19 protein-coding genes and 1 pseudogene are annotated in these 18582 nt (G+C 70.6%); 9 read left to right on the forward strand and 11 right to left on the reverse strand.

The window, feature by feature from the left end; translation table 11 throughout:
• Both ACFV7Q_RS27580 and lanL read right to left on the reverse strand, forming a co-directional pair.
• Positions 1–154, reverse strand: a 154-nt coding sequence (locus ACFV7Q_RS27580; RefSeq protein ID WP_385432336.1) for a VenA family class IV lanthipeptide, incomplete at its 3' end; no start/stop codon positions are given.
• Positions 155–196: 42 nt separating this feature from the next.
• Complete coding sequence (gene lanL, locus ACFV7Q_RS27585; RefSeq protein ID WP_385432282.1) at positions 197–2869, reverse strand: class IV lanthionine synthetase LanL; 2673 nt, start codon at positions 2867–2869, stop codon at positions 197–199.
• A 1265-nt stretch (positions 2870–4134) separates the two neighbouring features.
• On the opposite strand from lanL, the gene ACFV7Q_RS27590 reads away from it, so the two are divergent.
• The gene (locus ACFV7Q_RS27590) at positions 4135–4773 is read left to right on the forward strand and encodes a PadR family transcriptional regulator (protein WP_385432284.1); all 639 of its coding nucleotides are present in this window, start codon (positions 4135–4137) and stop codon (positions 4771–4773) included.
• 109 nt (positions 4774–4882) lie between these two features.
• Positions 4883–5044, forward strand: a pseudogene (locus ACFV7Q_RS27595) (IS630 family transposase); the annotation flags it as partial.
• A gap of 31 nt (positions 5045–5075) precedes the next feature.
• On the opposite strand, the gene ACFV7Q_RS27600 reads toward ACFV7Q_RS27595, so the two are convergent.
• Positions 5076–5828 (reverse strand): ASCH domain-containing protein, encoded by a 753-nt coding sequence (locus tag ACFV7Q_RS27600; protein WP_385432286.1) that lies wholly within the window; start codon positions 5826–5828, stop codon positions 5076–5078.
• Between the two features lie 534 nt (positions 5829–6362).
• On the opposite strand from ACFV7Q_RS27600, the gene ACFV7Q_RS27605 reads away from it, so the two are divergent.
• Positions 6363–6662, forward strand: a complete 300-nt coding sequence (locus tag ACFV7Q_RS27605) for a hypothetical protein (protein ID WP_385432288.1) — start codon at positions 6363–6365, stop codon at positions 6660–6662.
• A 96-nt stretch (positions 6663–6758) separates the two neighbouring features.
• Here ACFV7Q_RS27605 and ACFV7Q_RS27610 read toward each other — a convergent pair whose 3' ends face one another.
• The 3 genes from ACFV7Q_RS27610 to ACFV7Q_RS27620 form a co-directional block, all read right to left on the reverse strand.
• The gene (locus ACFV7Q_RS27610) at positions 6759–7634 is read right to left on the reverse strand and encodes an alpha/beta fold hydrolase (protein WP_385432289.1); all 876 of its coding nucleotides are present in this window, start codon (positions 7632–7634) and stop codon (positions 6759–6761) included.
• A 138-nt stretch (positions 7635–7772) separates the two neighbouring features.
• On the reverse strand, positions 7773–8996 hold the full coding sequence (locus tag ACFV7Q_RS27615) for an aromatic ring-hydroxylating dioxygenase subunit alpha (RefSeq protein ID WP_385432291.1): 1224 nt from the start codon (positions 8994–8996) through the stop codon (positions 7773–7775).
• Positions 8993–9688, reverse strand: coding sequence for a VC0807 family protein (locus tag ACFV7Q_RS27620; protein ID WP_385432292.1), 696 nt, complete (start codon positions 9686–9688; stop codon positions 8993–8995). The genes ACFV7Q_RS27615 and ACFV7Q_RS27620 overlap by 4 nt, the downstream gene beginning before the upstream one ends.
• Before the next feature lie 279 nt (positions 9689–9967).
• Here ACFV7Q_RS27620 and ACFV7Q_RS27625 point away from each other — a divergent pair, with 279 nt between their 5' ends.
• From ACFV7Q_RS27625 to ACFV7Q_RS27640, 4 genes are all read left to right on the forward strand, one after another.
• Positions 9968–11620, forward strand: coding sequence for an alpha/beta fold hydrolase (locus ACFV7Q_RS27625; RefSeq protein WP_385432294.1), 1653 nt, complete (start codon positions 9968–9970; stop codon positions 11618–11620).
• A gap of 189 nt (positions 11621–11809) precedes the next feature.
• Positions 11810–12604, forward strand: coding sequence for a hypothetical protein (locus tag ACFV7Q_RS27630; protein WP_385432296.1), 795 nt, complete (start codon positions 11810–11812; stop codon positions 12602–12604).
• 102 nt (positions 12605–12706) lie between these two features.
• Positions 12707–13153 carry a roadblock/LC7 domain-containing protein gene (locus ACFV7Q_RS27635; protein WP_385432298.1) on the forward strand — a complete coding sequence of 149 codons (447 nt, stop codon included), beginning with the start codon at positions 12707–12709 and terminating at the stop codon, positions 13151–13153.
• Between the two features lie 29 nt (positions 13154–13182).
• Positions 13183–13587 carry a hypothetical protein gene (locus ACFV7Q_RS27640; RefSeq protein ID WP_385432338.1) on the forward strand — a complete coding sequence of 135 codons (405 nt, stop codon included), beginning with the start codon at positions 13183–13185 and terminating at the stop codon, positions 13585–13587.
• Between the two features lie 133 nt (positions 13588–13720).
• Here the strand turns inward: ACFV7Q_RS27640 and ACFV7Q_RS27645 are convergent, their stop codons facing one another.
• Positions 13721–14629 (reverse strand): universal stress protein, encoded by a 909-nt coding sequence (locus ACFV7Q_RS27645; protein ID WP_385432300.1) that lies wholly within the window; start codon positions 14627–14629, stop codon positions 13721–13723.
• Between the two features lie 260 nt (positions 14630–14889).
• On the opposite strand from ACFV7Q_RS27645, the gene ACFV7Q_RS27650 reads away from it, so the two are divergent.
• Positions 14890–15558, forward strand: coding sequence for a CBS domain-containing protein (locus ACFV7Q_RS27650; protein WP_385432302.1), 669 nt, complete (start codon positions 14890–14892; stop codon positions 15556–15558).
• Between the two features lie 34 nt (positions 15559–15592).
• Positions 15593–16462 (forward strand): universal stress protein, encoded by an 870-nt coding sequence (locus tag ACFV7Q_RS27655; protein ID WP_385432303.1) that lies wholly within the window; start codon positions 15593–15595, stop codon positions 16460–16462.
• 102 nt (positions 16463–16564) lie between these two features.
• Here ACFV7Q_RS27655 and ACFV7Q_RS27660 read toward each other — a convergent pair whose 3' ends face one another.
• The 4 genes from ACFV7Q_RS27660 to ACFV7Q_RS27675 form a co-directional block, all read right to left on the reverse strand.
• Positions 16565–16978 (reverse strand): ArsR/SmtB family transcription factor, encoded by a 414-nt coding sequence (locus tag ACFV7Q_RS27660; protein WP_385432305.1) that lies wholly within the window; start codon positions 16976–16978, stop codon positions 16565–16567.
• Positions 16979–17134: 156 nt separating this feature from the next.
• On the reverse strand, positions 17135–17560 hold the full coding sequence (locus ACFV7Q_RS27665) for an ATP-binding protein (RefSeq protein WP_385432306.1): 426 nt from the start codon (positions 17558–17560) through the stop codon (positions 17135–17137).
• Positions 17557–17979, reverse strand: a complete 423-nt coding sequence (locus tag ACFV7Q_RS27670) for a pyridoxamine 5'-phosphate oxidase family protein (RefSeq protein ID WP_385432308.1) — start codon at positions 17977–17979, stop codon at positions 17557–17559. Before ACFV7Q_RS27670 ends, ACFV7Q_RS27665 begins: the two co-directional genes overlap by 4 nt.
• 100 nt (positions 17980–18079) lie before the next feature.
• Positions 18080–18421: an ArsR/SmtB family transcription factor gene (locus tag ACFV7Q_RS27675; RefSeq protein ID WP_385432310.1), complete on the reverse strand. Its 342-nt coding sequence runs from the start codon at positions 18419–18421 to the stop codon at positions 18080–18082.
• Positions 18422–18582: the final 161 nt, after the last annotated feature.

Consider the following 18582-nt stretch of genomic DNA (forward strand, 5'->3'; position numbering starts at 1 on the left):
AGGCGCAGCTGACGCCGACACAGACGGTGTTGAGGAGCGTCAGCAGGCCGACGCACTCACACGTCGCGGCGAACGCCGCTCCGTCGACGCCGACCGGGTCGGTCTCCGGAAGGGCGTGCAGGTGGGCCAGCAGCTCAAGGTCGCGGTTCTCCATGACGTTCTCCTTCTCTGTGCGGAAGCGGCAGGTTCCTGCCGCTCAAACCGGCTGCTGGACCATCCAGTGCCGGGGATCGGTGTGGCGGATCCGCAGGAGGAATGCCAGGATTCCCGCGGATCCGTCGCTCCAGCTCGTCGAGACCTCCCCGTACTCGTTGGGGAAGACGACGTGGCTGTGGCGGTGGGCCCGTTCGGCCACGATGAGGCGGGCCAGGTCTTCGGCCATCGCGCGGTAGGCGGGTTCTCCCGTGGCCTCTGCCATGTCGAGGAGGAAGTCGCCGTTGCCCGCCAGGCCGTGGCACTGGGTGAGGGCGGCGCGGGAGGCGCGCTCCACGACGGCGCGCGCCGCCCCGCGGGCGAGAGCGCCGAACCGGTCCTCCCCGGTCGCCCGCCACAGCCGGACCAGGAAGGAACCGATGCCTGCCGAGCCGTGGCACCAGTAGGGGGCCGTGGGCAGGTCCGTGGCCTGGGCGGGCCACTGGGCGGCCTCCCCGACCATGACGGCGTTGGCCGCGAGGTGTTCGCCCGCCGCCACGGCCAGCTCCATGTGGTCCTGGCGGTTCGAGACGGCGGCGGCGGCGAGGAGGAAGCAGCCGATGCCGGCTGTTCCGTGCGCGAAGCCCAGGTAGCGTTTGCCGGCCTCTGCGGATACGGCTTCCGCCGGAACCGGCCAGCTCACTGCGGACGGCTCGCGCCGTGCGGCGGCGGCCAACCGGTCGGCCGCGTCGACGACCAGCTCGGCGAAGCGGGCGTGACCGGTGCGGTGCCACAGGTGGGCGGCGGCGAGCCCGCTGCCCGCCGAGCCGTGGGTGACGTCGTGGCTGGGTGTCGACTCCTGCGGGGCCAGGGCCAGGGCCAGCGCGTGGTCCATGAGCGCGCGGTCGTCGACGGCACGTCCGGCGTCGTACAGCGCCCAAGCGGTTCCGCGGCCGCCGAAGTGCAGGCCGGGGCGTGCGGAGCGGGTGTCGGTACGGGCCGCTATCCACTGGCCCGCGGTGGCTATCAGCTCCGGCAGGCGGGGGTCGCCGGTCAGCTCGAAGTACCGGGTCAGGACCGCCAGGACGCCGGCCGCGCCCTGCTGCACGGTGCAGGGGTCGGTCTCCCCCGCCATGGTGGACACGGGCCACAGCCGCCGCTCGTCCCCCGGGGTCATCGCCTCGACGAGGTGGTCCACCATCCCGGCCACCACGGCTTGCGCCGCGTCGTGTGGTTCGTCGCTCCGCGCCGACGCGGCGACGGGGTGGGCCGGCCGCGCCGCGTCCGTCTTGCGGAGGGCCTCGCGCGCCGTGGCGGGCTCCCAGCGCTCGGCGGGGTCGTCCTTCATCAGCCCGAGGATCATCTCCGGCAGGCCGTCCGGTAGGGGGACGGAAGCTGTACAAGCGGTCAGCCACTCGGCGAGCCGCTGCTCCGCGGCCCTGGTGGCGGGCTCCTCGGGCAGCAGGTTCGGTACCTTCCCGGCCAGGACGAAGCACGCGGTGGCCCCGAGGCTGTAGTAGTCGGCCGTCGGGGAGACGGGTGCGTCCTCCAGGCGCTCGGGTGCGCTGAAGCCGGGGGTTCCCACCCGGGTCGGCAGCGCGACGTCGTCCTCCAGGACGGCGAGTTCCAGGTCGATGAGGCGCACTTCGCCGTCCGGGCGGACCATGACGTTGCCGGGTGTGAAGTCCCGCAGGACGCAGCCGCGGGCGTGGGCCGCCGCGACCAGGTCCACCAGACGTCCGACCTGGTCCAGCGCGTCGGCGCGGTACCGCTCGCTCCCGACGTCGCGGAAGTGCTCGGCGACCCAGGTCCGCAAGGGCACGCCCGGCACCTCTTCTTGGGCCAGGAACAGGTGCCCGCCGTGCTCGAACATCGCGAGCGGCTCCGGTACGAGTCCCGTGCCCCTGAGCTTCTCCAGAGTCCGTGCCTCGGCGCGGAGCCAGTCGCGGACGTCGTAGCCGGACGCATCGGCCTCCACGTGGGGCCGGGCCTCCTTGATCACCACGGGTGCGCCCGTGGTGACGTCCGTACCCCGGTACACGCCGCCCTTGTTCGTGTGCCGGATCGCCTCCCGTACCGAGAAGCGACCGCCGAGCAGCACCGGGCTGGCCGCCGCCTTCTCGGTGCGCGGTGGAAGGGGAACCGAAGGGGGGAAGGGGCTGACGGCCCACGGGGGCGGGGAGTACTGACCGGTGCGCTTGTCCTCCACGGGATTGCCGTCGGGGTCCTCGATGAACCACACCAGCAGCCCCTCGTCCGACAGCCGTCGCCGGCCGACGAAGGCGCCGTAGCGGTAGTGGACCAGACTGTGCGCGGTGTACGGCTGGTCGGACAGGATCCGGGGGCCGGCCAGCCCCGCCGTGGCCCTGTGCAGCTCCTGCGCGATCCGGGCCGCGTCGGTGTCGGAGCGCGGGTACACGGTGATGAACTTGCCCGAACCACCGCGGGGGGTGGCACGGGAGTTGAGCGCACTCACCTGTTCGAGCGACCGGGCGAACTTGAATGCCGACCCCTCTCGTAGCAGCACGTCCAGGGCCTTCGCGAGGACCTCCGGCGCGGAGGCCACCGTTGCGGACACGTGCAGTTTCCAGCCCTGCTTGCGCAGCACTTCGGACCGGGGCGTGAGGCGGCACCACGTTTCGTCGGCGTCGGTCGTCCAACACGTGTCCGTACCCGTGGTGTGCAGTGCCCGGTGGAGAAGACTTTCGAGGTCGACTTCGGTTGCGTGGCTCGTCATGCGTGTCCCTCTCAACGGTGAGAACCGCTGGTTGGAATGTGCCTTCGGTCGTTTGAACGTACAGCCCGTGTCCGACATGCGTCAGTCGTTTCGGGGAGCGCACAAGTGTTGTTTCGGCCCCGAATGATGTCTACCGGCGCAAACGTAGGGCGCGCCGACGGCAACGGCTTGGGAATTTCTCCGGGCCGTCAGGTCGGTGGCTTTCGGGGCGCGACCACCTGGATTTCAGGGGTGGATCGGCAGTGGAATTCGATTTGGTCCTCTTCTCGCGGAGCTCGGTACGTCATGCCCGGCGACATCGAACACCGTTTCGCCCATCACTATCCGTCCACCCTCAATTTCGATTCCAGTAGCGAATCGAGTCGAACGACTACCCAAAGAACCGCCCCGAACGTTACGGGCGCCGACTTCCGCCGTAAAGCTATGCTCCGGCCCGCCCAGCGGTAAAGACTGCGATTCCGTCGCAGCACCAACCAGGGCAGAACATGATCCGATACGTCAGCGGGGTCCTCGATCGGGCCCCTGAACTGGCCGAACTCTAGAAGTTAAGCAATCAACAAGCTGTCAGGAATCACTCGCGATTGGCTCAAAACGACGAACGGGGCCACCCCTTGCCCGTTCGGGAATCCAACGACCCCCTGACCCCGGATCCACTCCCCTGCATTCCGATCTTCGGTTTCGCGGCGCGCTCGGGGCGACCTTTTGGACTGCGAGCATCCAGTTTGCCCGGGGACCATCCGTGGCGGGCTTTCCGTTCACGTCGGCGAAATCCTGCCGCAACCAGGCTCGTTAGCGGCGCATCGGGCTCGGCTCAGGCCGGGACGAACGGGCTGGGCGCAGGTGGCGCGGCCGCGCCCGCGACACGGAATGAACGACCCGTGCGCCCGACGACTCCTCCGGTTCAGCCCTGCCCACGGTGCTCGAACAGCCGGCCGGGTTACGCGCGGAATGCACCGCCCCCACCGGTTCACGCGACCCACCACATCGCCGATCGAACACCTGCGCAAGAGGAAATCGGACGCCATCCCATACGGAGCGGCGCCGTGGTGGCCGAGCAACCCGATCCGCGAGCGCACCCTTCGGGCGCCGGGTCCTCGCGTCGACGCCCGCCACCTCGACGCGCCCCTCGTCGGGGCGCAGCAGGGTGGAAGATGCCTACGGCCCGGCTTGCCGGCGCCGTCCGGCCCGGGGCGAAGGCGCAGGTTACGCAACTGGTCAAATTTGCACAGTGATAGCCTCATCAAAATTGTCTACGAGGAGGCGCCATGTCCGCGATCCGACTGCTGGTCCTCGGCGCGGTCCGCCAGCACGGCCGAGCACACGGCTACCAGGTGCGCAACGACCTGGAGTACTGGGGCGCCCACGAGTGGTCCTCCGCCAAGCCGGGCTCGATCTACCACGCGCTCAAGCAGATGGCGAAGCAAGGTCTCCTCATCGCACACGAGATCGCGCCGAGCACCGTCGGTGGTCCGCCCCGTGTGGAGTACGAGATCACCGACAAGGGCACCGAGGAGTACCTCACACTGCTGCGCCAAGCCCTGACCTCGTACGACCAGAAGTTGGACGTGCTCTCGGCCGGCATCGGGTTCATCGTCGACCTGCCGCGGGATGAAGCCGTCGCGCTCCTCAAGGAGAGGATCAAGGGGCTTGAGCAGTGGCGGTCCACGGTCACCGAGTACTACACGCCGGAGAAGGGTCCCGAACAGCTCGGGCACATCGGCGAGATCATGAACATGTGGGTGCACTCGGCCGACAGCGAAGCGGAATGGACGCACGGCCTGATCGGGCGGATCGAGGGCGGCGCGTACACCTTCGCCGGGGAGGGCGAACCCTTCGTCGGGGTGCTCGCGGAGGACGAGCCGAACCCGTTCGCCACGGGGCCGCACCCTGAGGACCTCCGGTAGTGCTGTGACCGGGAAGGTGTGCCGGGTTGCTCCTCGTGCTGGTCGGACGCAACTGCAGCGGAACGTCTCCCGGCCGATCCGGATCGGCCGGGAGGCCCTGCGGTGCTCGCTGGAGCGGATCGAGTACGCGATCGACGAGCGGCCCGACCGCACTTTCGCCTTCGACGAGTTCGGCCCGCTCGGCACCCGCCCGACGGCGGGCGCCTGCTGGGCCGCACGCGGCCGTCCCGAACGGCTGCCGGCGACGTTCCGCCGTACCCACGGTATTACCGATCGCCTCGTTCGCTCGATGGCGGATACCGTCAACGCGCCAGACGGAAGTGAACGACGGTGACGGCATCGGTTGACTTGATGTCGGGGTAGTGGAAGCGCAGCTTGTCTTGCAGCTCGGCAAGATCGCGAAACCCGTCGGCCACAGCGTCCTCCCGGGTCAACTCGGCAACGCTCTTGGAAGTGATCTGAGTGACCACACCGGACAGCACTACCTCGTCATCCAACTCGAACACCATGTTCACCGGGCCCGTCTCCACTGGGTCGCGGAACCGCACCGTGGTCGTCTTCCGCCCGGTACGTACAGCATCGAGATAGGCGCGATGGAAGTGCAGGGCCTGCATGGCGGCCGAGCCCGGCGCTCCGTCGGACGCTGCGGACTGATCCCCCCAGACGTACGCATGAGGCAGGAGGTCGGTGATCGCGACACTGCGAATGCCGCCAACTGCCGGCACGAGGACGCGGATACCCGGGTGGTAGTCCAGCAGGACCTGCCGGTCCCGACCACACGGCGCGAGCACGCCGCGCCCCCTGTCACCGACGGCAACGATCGCCGTGAGGTCACGCGCTCCCGCAGCACGCGCATGCCCGAGCGCCACTAACTCCGCGCAAGGTCCGCCCGTGAAGTGATAGAGGTTGATGCCGCCGAACATCCGGCCCTGTGCGTCTCGCACGGCTGCTCCGACGGTGTGCACCTCACCGTCACCGTTGGTCTCAACAACGCGCTGGGCGAACTCGACCAGCTCCAGATCTTCTTCGGTCGGCAGATGCATCGTGGTGTCCATCTAACAGACACTACTCATACACGGTCCAAAGCCATGCAACCGGGTGAACGTTCGCGGTCACAGCACAAGCAACGCAGGTGCACAGGACGACGGTGCGGAGCGGGCCGGGTGCCCGGGCGTGTTCCCGCGCACCCCACCGCCCGCCGTCCGTGGGCCGACACGGTCGGCGGACGTCACGTCAGGCGCAACGCCCCGGGCAGGCCGGGCCAGGGGGAACCGTGGGCGCGAGGCCCTACGACCGATGCGCCACGGCCCTCATCTCCTCCGTCTCACTGCCGGGTCCGCGAAGTCCACGCCCTGCCTCCCCGGCGCCCTGCCCGGCTGCGGCAGCCCGACCGGTAGCGTCCGCCGCCGCGGTCGGGAACCTGCACTCCGACTCCACGCCGGCTGCCCCCACCCCCCGGGGGGCCGCCAGCAGTTGCCACGCCCTGGCCGGCGTGTTATGGCACATAGAGGTCAGATCATCACATACAGTCCACAACTGCAACGTTTCGGTCGTCGCCGAACGGAGACTCAAGCGGAAATGAGGATGTAATGCGCAAGCTTCAGAAGGCCGCTCTTGTGGCTGCCATGGTCGGAAGCCTCACCATGTCCGGGGCAGCCATCGCCTTCGCCGATGACCCCAAGACAGAGACCGAAACCACCCCGTGCACGCAGACAGCCACGCAGACCAACGCGGCCACCGACGTCCTCGGCAACGTGGCACAGACCAACGTCGCCCAGCAGATCTGCAGCACCGAGGACGACGGCACGAACTCCAACTCCGCCGCCGTCGCCGTCACCCAGACCAACACCTTCCCCGACACCCTTGCGGACACGAAGAAGCAGCCGTAGGACGCCGGCGCCCGGGGATCCTCAACCACGGATCCCCGGGGCGCCCCACGCCGCCACCGGCACCCGATGAGCCCGAACTGCCAGCGGGCATGAGGATCAAGACGTCGGGGCACCGCCGTCGACATCGCGCCAGAAGGAGTGGACCCGCGCGTTGAACACGTCCGGGCTTTCCTGGAACGGCTGGTGGGCCTCCCCCACCATGACCTCGAAGCGGGCCTCCGGAATGGCGTCTGCCACGACCCGCCCGAGCCGCGGCGGTGTCGCGATGTCGCGTTCACCGGCCAGGACGAGCGTCGGTGCGGTGATGGCCGGCAGGCGGTCGAGCGTGTCGTGCTGCATGAACGGATCCAGTTGGCGTTGGAACGCTTCCGCGGACTGCGCGTACGGGAAGGCGAGCGTTTCGTCGATGATCCGCTGCACGGTGCCGTCGGCGTGGGCGCGCGGGGTGTAGATCCACAGGAAGAACGCCTCCAGCATGGCCCGCTCGTCGGGCGCTTCCGTCGCCAGCCAGCGCCAGAACCGGGTCATGGTGGTGAAGTAGGCGTCGGTCCGTGCCCAGGTGCTCATCAGGACCAGGCTGCGCACGACCGCCGGGTGACGGAGCGCCAGCTCCTGCGCGATCGCGCTGCCACCGGAGAAGCCCGCGACGTGTGCCACCTCGACCCCGAGCACCCGGAGCAGTCCAGCGGCGTCGTCGGCCATCATGGCCACGGACATGGCCCCGTCGGGCAACGGCGTCCGCCCGGACCCCCGGTTGTCGAAGGCGATGACCCGGTACCGGTCCGACAGGCCATCGAGCTGCGCCTGCCACGCCTCGGCGGGATCGCTCAGCCCCGCGATCAGCAGCACGTCGGGCCCTTGGCCACGGCTCTCCGTCCAGATCGTGGTCCCGTTCACTTCGACGTAATCGCCCATGGAAGGCACCTCCCGGTCCATCGTCGCCCGCTGCCGGACCGCGGCGACCGCTGCCACGCCGCACACACTCCCGAACGTGGGCCGCTCGCCCTGCAGCACAGTGTGTTGCCGGGCGAGCGGGCTGTCGGGTGCCGGTGGTCGAGGAGCGGAGGGGCCGCCGCAGCGGACAGCAGGGGCGTCGACGCCTGCCGGCAGTCACAGCAGTCGCTCTGCGAGGTAGCGCTGGAACTGCCACAAGGGACGTTCCAGGTGGGAGAACCGGCCGTTGGACGGATCCGGATGGGAGGCCAGGCCCCGCTGGACGCCGCGGATGGCCACGAGGTCCTCTTCCTGGATCTGCGCGACCTGAGCGCGGATGGCGCTGAGTCGTTCCGCGAAATGGGGTGCGTCGGGCGCTCCGGGCGGGACCATGGCCGTGATCTGCGTGTCGTGGGTGGTGGGGCCGGTGGGAAGCCAGCGGATGCTGACCGCACTGTCGGGCAGGACCGCCAGGACGAACTGCGGGAAGATCCCGGCGATGAGCATTCCCGCCTGCGCTCCCCGCCCGGATCGGGAGTGCTTCCCCAGGCCGGTGCCGCCCTGCTCGGGGTCGGACAGCGGCGTGAACATGGTGAACCAGCGGCCGTCGCATTCGTCGACCTCCGTGTCCCGGCCGGGCAGCACCGGATCCAAGGTCGCCGCATGCGTGCCCATGTGGTGGTAGTTCTCCGAACCGTTCTCCACCGCCACCTTCCAGTTGGCGGGAACGTCCTCCCAGGTCTGCGTGTGGACGCTCACCCAGTCCGCGATGCCGTGGCTGCTCAGCCGCTGGTCCAGCCCGTGCAGTGCGGGCGCTGCCGGTGCCGCGCCGGGGTCGAGGTTGAGCATGACGAAGCCGTTCCAGACCTCGACGCGGTGGGCCGGGAGCCGACAGACGGCCCGGTCGAAGTCGACCCGCTGCATCAATGGAGCACCGGCGAGCTGTCCCGCGTACCGGCCGTTCAGCCGGTAGGTCCAGGTGTGGTAGGGGCAGGTCAGCCGGGTCAGGGTGCCTCGCTCGGGGGTGGTCTCCGGCGGCAGGAGGTCCATGAACCGGTGGCGGCACACCCGGGAGAGGGCGTGCAGCTCGCCCTCCTCGTCCCTGGTGACCACCAGTGGTGTGCCGAGGACGTCCAGCCGCAGATAACTTCCCGGCTGTGGAATCTCCTCGGCGCGTGCCACGCACAGCCACTCGCGCCGGAAGATCCGTTCGACCTCCCGTCCGTACAACTCGGGGGAGGTGTAGGCGAGGGGTGGCAGTGTCCGGCCGTGTTCGAGCGGGAGCGCGGCCAGGCGCCGTAGCTCCGCGAGCGTCTCGCGCAGCGCCTCGGGGGCGGAGGAAGCGGGGGCGGAGGAAGCGGGCGTGACGGGCTCTTCGGGCCTGCTGCGGTGGACGGTCATGGTGAGTTGCCTTCCTTCCCGGTGATCAGGGGTGTCGAACCGAAGAGGGACAGTGCGTGCCGCCGCCTGTAGCGGCGGCTGTAGGAGACGGTGGCGAGGACGACGGCGCACAGCAGCGCCAGTCCCTTGGCCCGGTTGAGTGCCGGAACGGATTCCACGGGCAGCAGCAGGGCGACCAGCATTCCGGCTGCGCAGTCCACCAGTTGGGCGGAGCCCCACAGGACCGTCAGGCGGGTCAGCCCGCTGCGCAGCGTCGGCGAGACGCGCCAGGCCGCATCCCTGGCGGCGGCAGCGGTGGGCCCGTGCCAGGACTGCCCGGCCTGGAAGGCGAAGGGTTTCGCTGCGAGCAGCGAACCCAGGATCCAGAGCCCGGCAGCGGCCCCGAGTCCGGCGTCCTTGACGAGGATGACCCTCGGACTGCCGCTGAGCAGCGAGGTCACGAGGCGCACCGCCAGCATGCCGATCATGAACGCCTCGAAGCCGTTCACACGGCGGCGGGTGGCGGCCTCGACGGCCAGGCGCACCGCCGGGACCGCCCCGCTGAGCGTCAGGGCCAGCCATTGGCTGGTGCCCTGAGACCGCAGAACGTAGAACACGGCCAGCGGGAGCGCCACGGTGAAGAGGAACGCAGCCGCTGCTGTCCGCCACGTCGGCATGTCGGGTGTTCCGGTCCGACCGTTCGGTGATGCCATACGAAAAACCGTAGGGACCGGCGAAGATCGCTTGATCGTCACTAGGTGCGATATGCCTGGTACATCCTTTGATGTACTGCTTCATCGGGCTGGTCGGCGGTGGGCAGTGACGGAATGCGGGGAACGCGGCTGACCTCCCCCGCTTCCGCCCGGTCTCCGCCGAGCCCCGGCTCGCGCGGGCCGGTGAACCGCGGTTTCGTGGTTCCAGGGGCGCTCGTCGTACCTCGGCCGCGGCGGCGCGGCCGGCAGGGGCCCCGACGCTACGGAGGAGGGCGGACCATGCCCCACCCCGGACCGGCAGGCGGCCGCCGTCACCGCGCGGCGGCGCTCGTCGCCGCGGCGGTCTGCTCGACCGTACTCAGCCACCCCGGCCCCGTCGCCGCCCGGGACGCGCCGTCGCCCTCGGCAGGCGTCCCCCAACTGGACTGGCGCCCCTGCACGCCCGGCAGCCCGTACGACTGCGCCACCGCCCGCGTCCCCCTCGACCACTCCGACCCCGCCGGCCGCACCATCGACCTGGCCTTGGTCCGCAGGAAGGCGACCGACGGCGCGCAGCGCATCGGCACCCTCTTCGTGAACCCCGGCGGCCCCGGCGGCCCCGGTACGGTGCAGGTCCCGCAGAACTACGACTCCTTCCCGCAGGAGCTGCGGAAGCGGTTCGACATCGTCAGCTGGGATCCCCGCGGCATCGGCAGCAGCACGGCGGTGAACTGCTTCGACACCACCGGTGCCGCCGCAGCCTGGGCGCGGGACAAGCCGGCCGGCTTCCCGGTGGGGGAAAAGGAGCGCACGACCTGGATCGACGCCTACGAGCACCTCGGCCGGCGCTGCGAGAAGCGTGACGCCGACCTCCTGCGCCACGTGTCGACCGCCGACACCGCCCAGGACCTCGACCTGCTCCGGCGGGCCGTGGGCGAACCGCAGCTCAACTACTTCGGCGTCTCCTACGGCACGATCCTCGGCGCCACCTACGCCAACCTGTTCCCCGACAAGGTCCGCGCCATGGTCCTGGACAGCAACATCGCGCCCTCCGCATGGACGAACGGCGGCCGGTCGGACGCACGGACCACCACCTTCCTGCGCATGGGCTCCGACCGCTCCGCCGCGGCCACCCTGGACCGGTTCCTCGACCTGTGCGGATCCGCCGGTACGGATCGCTGCGCCTTCTCGGCCGGCGGCCCGGAGGCGACCCGCGCCAAGTTCGACCAGCTGATGCAGCGCCTCAGGGAACGCCCGGTGGACACGTGGACGTACGCCAGGACGGTCGCCGACACGGTGAACGGCCTCTACATCGTCGAACCGGGCTGGGCGGACCTGGCCCGCCGCCTCCAGGACCTGTGGCGGGGCCGGGTCCCGAAACCGCCCGCGTACCCGCCCCCGCCCCCCGTCGCTCGGCCCGACCCGTACCTCGGCGACGAGCAGGCCATGGCCGTGTGGTGCGGGGACAGCCCCAACCCCCGCGACCCCGGCGTCTACCACCGCCTGGAGGAGGACAGCGCAGAACGGGCGGGCGACGCCGGTCGGTTCTGGACCTGGTCCAGAGAACCGTGCGCCACCTGGCCGGCCCGGGCCGCCAACCGGTACACCGGACCCTGGGACCGGCCCACCGCGCACCCCGTCCTCGTGGTCGGCACCAGGTACGACCCCTCCACCTCGTACCCGGATTCCCAGGCCATGGTGAGGGAACTGGCCGACGCCCGCCTGCTCACCCATGACGGATACGGCCACACCGCCCTGTTCCAACGCCAGCAGCTGCGTGAAGACGTACGAGAGCCGCTACTTCGTCAACGGCGCACTGCCACCCCCCGGGACCACCTGCCGACCGGACCAACAGCCCTTCTCCTGAACGTCCGGGCCAGGTCGGTCGGCCGGCCGGCCGAGGAGGCCCCTCCGATCGAACCACGCAAATGCGAAACAAAACGATTGAAATAAATCACGACAGTTCACTTGCCGTGAATAAACGGGCGGCGAGCCGCTCATCGGAAAATAACCCTTTAGGCTGACTGCCACTTCCCCAACTGACGCATGTGGATGCCAGTTGCGGGGCAACCACGGAAAAGCGCGGCCGATTGCAGGGGAATGCCAGAAATCGACGTACCGACCCCCAGGAAACCGTCGCGGGTGAGGGGACTGGAACTCGCCAGAACCCTGACCGGGGCGCCCCTGGACCAGATCTCCGGAACGCTGCTGGTCGCCGGGGATCCCGGTGGATCGTTCCAGCTCAGGGGCGGCGCCATCGTCGAGGTGGTCTCGCCCGGTGCCCCCGGGGCGGAGACCCTCCTCCTGCGCTCCGGTCGTGTCAGCGAGGCGGACTGGACCTCCGTGACGAGGTCCTGCCCCCCGGAACGTCCCGTCGGAGCCGAGCTCGTCGCCCGGGAACTGGTCGGCGCCGCGGAATTGCAGCTGATATGCGTCGCGGCCGCGCTGGACGGCGCCCTGGCTGTCGGAATGGGCCGGATCGATGGTTTCAGCCTGGAACGGGACACGCACGACTGCCGGCTGGCCGCCCTCCGGGCCATCGAACCCGACTGGCTGGTGGGGGAGGTGGAACGGCGGATCCGGGCCCTCGTCTCGCGTCGGCGCCCCTTCTCGCCCTTCCGTACCCGGCTGGGCCGGACCGAAGCCGGCACCGCTTCGTTGGACACGACCGCCGGAGAGCGGCGGGAGATCCTGCTCCGGGTCAACGGCCGGCGCAGCGCCCGGGACATCGCGTTCCTGCTCGGCCGGAGCCTCTACGCCGTCGCGGTGGAGGTCTCCCGGCTGTTGGGGGACGGGCTGGTCGAGGCGGTGGTACCCGCCCGGTTCAAGGAGTCGTGCGTCAGGCCCGCCACTGCTGCGGGTGACCTCCCCCGCCGTCTGCCGGGGGCGAGCGGCATCACCGACGTCTTACCGCTGAGGCCGGCGGCCGGTCTCTAGCGTCCTCCGCCGGGGCGCTGCCCAGGACCAACCGGTCCGGCGGCGAACACCGCCCCGCGCCGTCGGCGGCGCGAACAGAAGAACGAACACGACAGGAGAGCAGTGACAACCAGGAAAGCCCAGCTGGCAGCAGAGGTGAGCACACTGAGGAACCGGGTCGTCGGGGTCACCGACGTCGTGGTGGCTTCCGTCGACGGCTTACTGATCACGGCGGAGACCGACGACACCGCGGAACCCGAGAATCTGGCCGCCCTCACCGCGGCGACCCTCAACATCGCCCGCCGGGCCGGCTCCATGACGAGCAGGGGGCTGCTCCACCACACCGTGTCCCGGTTCACCGATGGGTACCTCGTCACCCACACCCTCGGTGAGATGGCTTTGATCGGGGTGCTCGGTGACGCCGGCATGGACATCGCCCGCCTGCACACCGAGACGCAGGCCTCCGCGCAGCGCATCGCCACCTTGCTCACCGAACCCCCCGCGGACGCAGCCGCTCCGGGGGACGCACCAGCAGGGCAGACCCACGGAACCGCAGGAGGAGCACGATGAGCGGGGCGGACACGCGGGGACCACAGACCATGGCGGGGCGGGTCGAGAGCCTCGTCAAGACCTTGCGCACCGAGGTGCCGGACTGTGTGGCCGCGGGAGTCATCGACATGTCCACGGGGATGCTGCTGTCGGTGGAGACCGTCGACTCGCATCCGCCGGAGGTTCTCGACATGCTGGCGGCGGCCACCCTCGACCTCTTCCAGGGCCGCAACGTGCTGATGATCGAAGGGATCTTCAAGGAGCGCCGCGGGGTCGTCAGCGACCAGCACTACTTCCAGGAGATCCTCGTCAACAGCGACAACCTCGCGCACCTCTTCCTCAGGGTGGACAGCGACGACGAGGTCGTGGCCGTCGTCGTGTGCCGCAAATCGGTGAACGTGGGCATGCTCTTCGCCCAGGCCCGCCGAGTCCTGAAGGACCAGGGGCAGTTGTGAGCGGGCCCTCGCCCGTGCGGGCCCGCCGCACCGGATGCGTGCGGCGCTCCGCCCGTAACTGCTCGCGCGCCCGGTAACCAGGGGGACGGAGGGGCGGGGTCCGGGGCCCGCCTCACCCGACTTCGGTAGCCGGTCAGGTCCGGCTACCGAAGTCGGTTCCCACGCGGGGGATGAGGAGCACGGGGCAGTGTGCGTGGTGCAGGACGCTGTGCGTGGCCCTCCCCAGGTTGCGGCCGAGGCCGAGCGTCGTCGGTGCCCGGCGGCCGCCCATGACCAGCAGGTCGGCGTGGCGCGACGCCTCGACCAGGGTCCCCGCCACGGAGACGCTCTTCTGCGCGTCGGCCTGTAGGGCCAGGTCGGGGAACTCGTCGCGGACGGCGTCCGTGACGGCGTTCAGGGCTTCGACGTGCTGCCCCGCGATCCCGTCGACGTCGTCGAGCATGCTGACGACGCTGCCGGCGGACTGGATCATGTTCCACACGTGGAGCAGCCGCAGTGACGCCTTGCGCAGTTCGGCCTCCCGTGCTGCGTACAGGGCGCAGACGAGGTCGTCCTCGTCACGGACGGCCGCGAGAACGGCGCCGCGCTCCTCCGCCTCGTCGACGCCGCGGACCACGATGACCGGGGTCCTGGCACCGGCCGCCGTCTTGAGGCCGACGGAGCCCAGCAAGAGGGGGTTGAAGCCGCCCAGGCCGCGGTTGCCCACGACGATCGTGCCGTGCAGACCACCGGCCCGGTGCAGGGTGGTGACGGCGTCCGTGTGACTGAGCTCCGTGGTCACGAGCAGGCCGGGGTATTCGGCGGTCACGGCCTTCGCCGTGTCCTCCAGGAGGTCCCGGCCGGCGGCACGGACCCTCTCGACGGTCTCGGACGACAGGTACAGGGCACGGCCGTCGGTGTCGGTGCCGTGGACGACGTGCAGGGGGCGGCCGCGGCGTACGGCCTCCCCGGCGGCCCACAGGGCAGCGCTGCGCGCCGACCCGGAGCCGTCCACGCCGACGATGACGGAGCTGGTGTCCGGGGTACGGATGCTGCTTTCCACGGCTACTCCCAACGAGGATCCGATGGGGACACTCCCCACACTGACACCCGAGTCCCCACGGGAGGAGGGCCGCCCGGGACCGCGCCGGGGCCGAAGGTCCCCGTCGCCCGGGCGCGGCCCGGTGTCCGTCGGGCGGGGTGGTCCTCCCGGTCCCGGGACGGGGCCGTTCGGCCCTCGATCACCGGGGGGTACCGGTGGAAGGTGTGTGGCGTACCCGCGGGACATCGGCGCCGCACGACCCGGCACGACAGGAGGGCCTCATGAAGCACATCAAGGTGGCGGACCTGATGACCGACGCGGTCGTCTCCGTGGCCCCGGACACGGCTTTCAAGGACGTCGTGAAGCTCCTCGCCCAGTACGACATCTCCGGAGTCCCCGTCCTGGACGCCGAGGACCGGGTGGTGGGCGTCGTCTCACAGACCGATCTGCTGGCCCACCCGGCCGCGCCCCCGCGGCTGGATCCGCAGAACGGCACGTCGGCGCGGGCCCCCGCAGCGGGCGACGTCATGTCCACGCCCGCGGTCACGGTCCACGCCGAAGAGACAGCCGCTGGCGCCGCCCGGCTCATGACGCGCCGCGGCATCGAACGGCTGCCCGTCGTGGACGTGGAGGACCGGCTCGTCGGCATCGTCACCCGCCGGGACCTGCTCCGCACGTTCCTGCGCCCGGACCCCGAGATACGCCGCCGGGTCAACGACGAGGTCCTCAAGGACGTCCTCGGTGTGACGGCCGGTGACGTCGACGTGCACGTGGTGGACGGAATCGTCACCCTGGCCGGCCACGTCGAGCGCCGGAGCCAGCTGCCCGCACTCCGCAGCCTCATCGAACAACTCGACGGCGTCGTCGCCGTCACATCACACGTCACCGCCCGCACCGACGACACGGACTCCGCCCGCACCGGTCATTCGCGCCACACGATGCACTGGTGATGGAGCGCCGGACCTCACCCCGGAAGGTGCAGCCATGGCACAGCACGTGACCGTCGGGGCCGACGGCTCCCCCGAGAGCCGCGCAGCGGCACGCTGGGCCGCACAGGAAGCCGTCCTGCGGGAGGTCCCGCTGCGGCTCGTGCACGCCGTCGACTGGCCCCTGGACCCGGTGTTCCCCGGCGTGGGCCGCCAGGACGTGGACCGCTGGGCGGACCGGTCGCTGACCGAGGCGGCGCAGGAGCTGCACCGGCGCCATCCGCAGCTGGAGATCACGACCCGGTGCCCGTCGGCGCGCCCCGCGGCTGCCCTCGCCGCCGAGGCCGCGGACGCCGCCCTGCTGGTCCTGGGCTCGCGGGGTCTGGGCGGTATGGCCGGTTTCCTCGTCGGCTCGGTGGCCGTGTCCACCGTGGTCGCGACCGACACGCCCGTCGTCCTCGTCCGTGTCGCCGACGATCCCGAGGGGCCGCGCACCGGATCGTCGGCGGAGATCGTCGTGGGGGTCGACATCCACGAGGCGTGCGACCGGGTGCTCGCCTTCGCCTTCGAAGAGGCCGAGCGGCGTGGGTGCCCACTGCGGGCCGTGCACGGCTGGAAGATGCCGTCCGCCTACGCCTACGTCCCCTTCCTCGACCCGGACGACGAGCGGGACATCGGCAGGAGCGTCACGCACATGGTCCAGGACGTGTTGCTGCCCTGGCGGCACGAATTTCCCGACGTGGACGTCACCCACAGCGTGTTCATGGGATCCGCGGGGGAAGGACTCGTCCGAGCTTCCCGGGGAGCGGGGCTGGTCGTCGTGGGGCGCCACCTGCGCCGCTCACCCCTCGGCGCGCACCTGGGGCCGGTCGCCCACGCGGTCCTGCACCACGCCGCCGCCCCGGTCGCGATCATCGCCCACGACTGAGCCCCCGCCGGAGGAACGGGAACGCCGGGAGCCTCGGGTGAGCGGCCCTCTACGGTGTCAGGAGCGCCGGGGTGGACCCGCGCCGCGGGAGACGGCCGCCGTTCAGGGGCGCGCCGGCCGCTGGGGCCGGGCGGCGCGCAGGTCGGCCAGGAGTTCGGCCTGGCCTTCGAGGACGCCGGAGAGGATGCCGCGGGCGACGCGGAGGAGTTCGGCGACGTCGGGGCTGGTGAGCCGGTAGTAGACGTTGGAGCCCTCGCGGCGGGTGGCGACGAGGTTGGCCTTCCGGAGCACGGCCAGCTGCTGGGACAGGGAGGCGGCCTCGATGCCGACTTCGGGCAGCAGTTCGCCGACGGCGTGCTCCCGCTCGCTGAGGAGCTCTAGGACGCGGATGCGGGCCGGGTGGCCGAGGGTTTTGAAGAACTCGGCCTTGAGCTGGTAGAGCGGGGTGCTCGCCTGCGCGGTCCCGCCGCCGCCCTCGGTCGTGTTCTTCGTGTGTGTGCGCGGCACCTCATCCACCCAAACTTCTCGATGTGGGGACCTCGGGAGCATCCCCGCCAACATGCTGTGACCTCTACGATTGCAGATTCCTGCAACTGATCGACACCCGCCGGTCCCCGTGCGCCGCACGTCGGCGCGGGGACCGGACGACCGTCATCGTCGCTTCCTCGGCCTTCACAGGGGCAGGGTGATCCAGATGCTCTTGCCGGGCCCGTCCGCATCGGGCCGCAGGACCGCCGTTCCGCCCAGCTCCATGGTCATCTCGACCACGGTGGCCAGCCCGCCGCCCGGCGCGGCGGCAATGGCCCCGTAGAGGGCGGGCCGGTAGGGGTGGCGGTCGTGGACGGCGAACGCGAAGGCGCCCGGGCCGTGGGCGTACGTGACCGTGACCGTCGGTGAGAGCACCGCGGCGTGGCGGACGGCGTTGGTGACCAGCTCCGCCACGATCAGCAGGGCCGGCCCGACGCTCGGATGGCCGAGGTCCACGCCGCAGTCGACCAGCACGTCCTCCGTGGTCTGCCGGGCCAGGCGGACGGCCGCCCCGGTCGTGGGCACGGTCAGGACGTGCCGGAAGGGCAGCGCCTCCACCTGGACGCTCACCGCCCCGACCCGTCGATGATGCGGGCCAGACGGAACCCGGAGACCGACTGCGGGTGCAGCCGCAGCAGCGTGTCGTGCGGTCCGTGGGCCCAGCCGGCGAGGGTGCGCCGGTAGTGGGCGGCCTCGTCCGGATGGGTGATGACGTCGGCGGGCCCGTGTGCGGTCACCGTCCAGCCGGTGCGCGCCGCGCCGTGGATCTCGTCCACCTGGTACGTCAGCACCGTCCTGCCGGTGATCGCCGTAGCCTGCACCGGTGCGCGGACCACCAGGCGGCCGTACTCCATCACGTGGGTGGCGGGCCGCACGAGGGCGTGCTCGCGCTGGATGTAGACGAGGCGGCCCTGGCCGGAGCCCTCCAGCAGCCACAGGGCCTCGGTGCCGGAGACTTCGAGCATCGAGCGGTCGGCTGGGACGGTCATCAGGGCGCCTTTCGGGTGCGGGTGCGGGTGCGGGTGCGGTGGTGTGGGTGCGGGTGGTTCGGGTGCGGCGGTGTTCTCGCCGCCCGGACCAGGAACGGGTTCACGACGTCTGCGTCCCCGTCCCGCGCGTCTGCCCGTGGAGGTCGGTCCGCGCTGCGAGCTTCCCGGTCAGGATCCGGCGTGCCGCCAGCATCAGCTCCGCCACGTCCCCGTCGGCCAGCTCGTACACGACCGTCGAGCCGTCCCGGATCGGGACGACGAGCCCGGACGCGCGCAAGACCGCCAGCTGCTGCGACAACGTCGACGGCTCGACCTCGATCGCCGACAGCAGACCACGCGCCGGCAACGGCCCACCCTGCAACAGCTCCAGCACCCGTATCCGTACTGGATGCCCCAGCATGCGAAAGAAGTCGGCCTTCGCCTGATAGAGCGGAACCGGCACCGCCTCGCACCCTTCTGCGCCGGGAATCGTCGAGCGTTGTGGCCGCGGCAACCAGCGGGGCCAAACAACCCAACAACTATTTAAATTAAAATTATTTTAAATAATTTGGTTTTTGGTTGCAAGGCGCCCCCAAAAACAATTAGGGCACCAAGCGGGAGGCG

Source organism: Streptomyces sp. NPDC059851, assembly GCF_042732005.1.
Taxonomy (GTDB): domain Bacteria; phylum Actinomycetota; class Actinomycetes; order Streptomycetales; family Streptomycetaceae; genus Streptomyces.

Excerpts from the sequence above, each read along its gene's own strand:
- ACFV7Q_RS27620 (WP_385432292.1), bottom strand. The coding sequence starts at position 9,688 with ATGGCATCACCGAACGGTCGGACCGGAACACCCGACATGCCGACGTGG.
- ACFV7Q_RS27625 (WP_385432294.1), top strand. The coding sequence starts at position 9,968 with ATGCCCCACCCCGGACCGGCAGGCGGCCGCCGTCACCGCGCGGCGGCG.
- lanL (WP_385432282.1), bottom strand. The coding sequence starts at position 2,869 with ATGACGAGCCACGCAACCGAAGTCGACCTCGAAAGTCTTCTCCACCGG.
- ACFV7Q_RS27640 (WP_385432338.1), top strand. The coding sequence starts at position 13,183 with ATGGCGGGGCGGGTCGAGAGCCTCGTCAAGACCTTGCGCACCGAGGTG.
- ACFV7Q_RS27600 (WP_385432286.1), bottom strand. The coding sequence starts at position 5,828 with ATGGACACCACGATGCATCTGCCGACCGAAGAAGATCTGGAGCTGGTC.
- ACFV7Q_RS27650 (WP_385432302.1), top strand. The coding sequence starts at position 14,890 with ATGAAGCACATCAAGGTGGCGGACCTGATGACCGACGCGGTCGTCTCC.
- ACFV7Q_RS27670 (WP_385432308.1), bottom strand. The coding sequence starts at position 17,979 with ATGACCGTCCCAGCCGACCGCTCGATGCTCGAAGTCTCCGGCACCGAG.
- ACFV7Q_RS27590 (WP_385432284.1), top strand. The coding sequence starts at position 4,135 with ATGTCCGCGATCCGACTGCTGGTCCTCGGCGCGGTCCGCCAGCACGGC.
- ACFV7Q_RS27605 (WP_385432288.1), top strand. The coding sequence starts at position 6,363 with ATGCGCAAGCTTCAGAAGGCCGCTCTTGTGGCTGCCATGGTCGGAAGC.
- ACFV7Q_RS27615 (WP_385432291.1), bottom strand. The coding sequence starts at position 8,996 with ATGACCGTCCACCGCAGCAGGCCCGAAGAGCCCGTCACGCCCGCTTCC.
- ACFV7Q_RS27655 (WP_385432303.1), top strand. The coding sequence starts at position 15,593 with ATGGCACAGCACGTGACCGTCGGGGCCGACGGCTCCCCCGAGAGCCGC.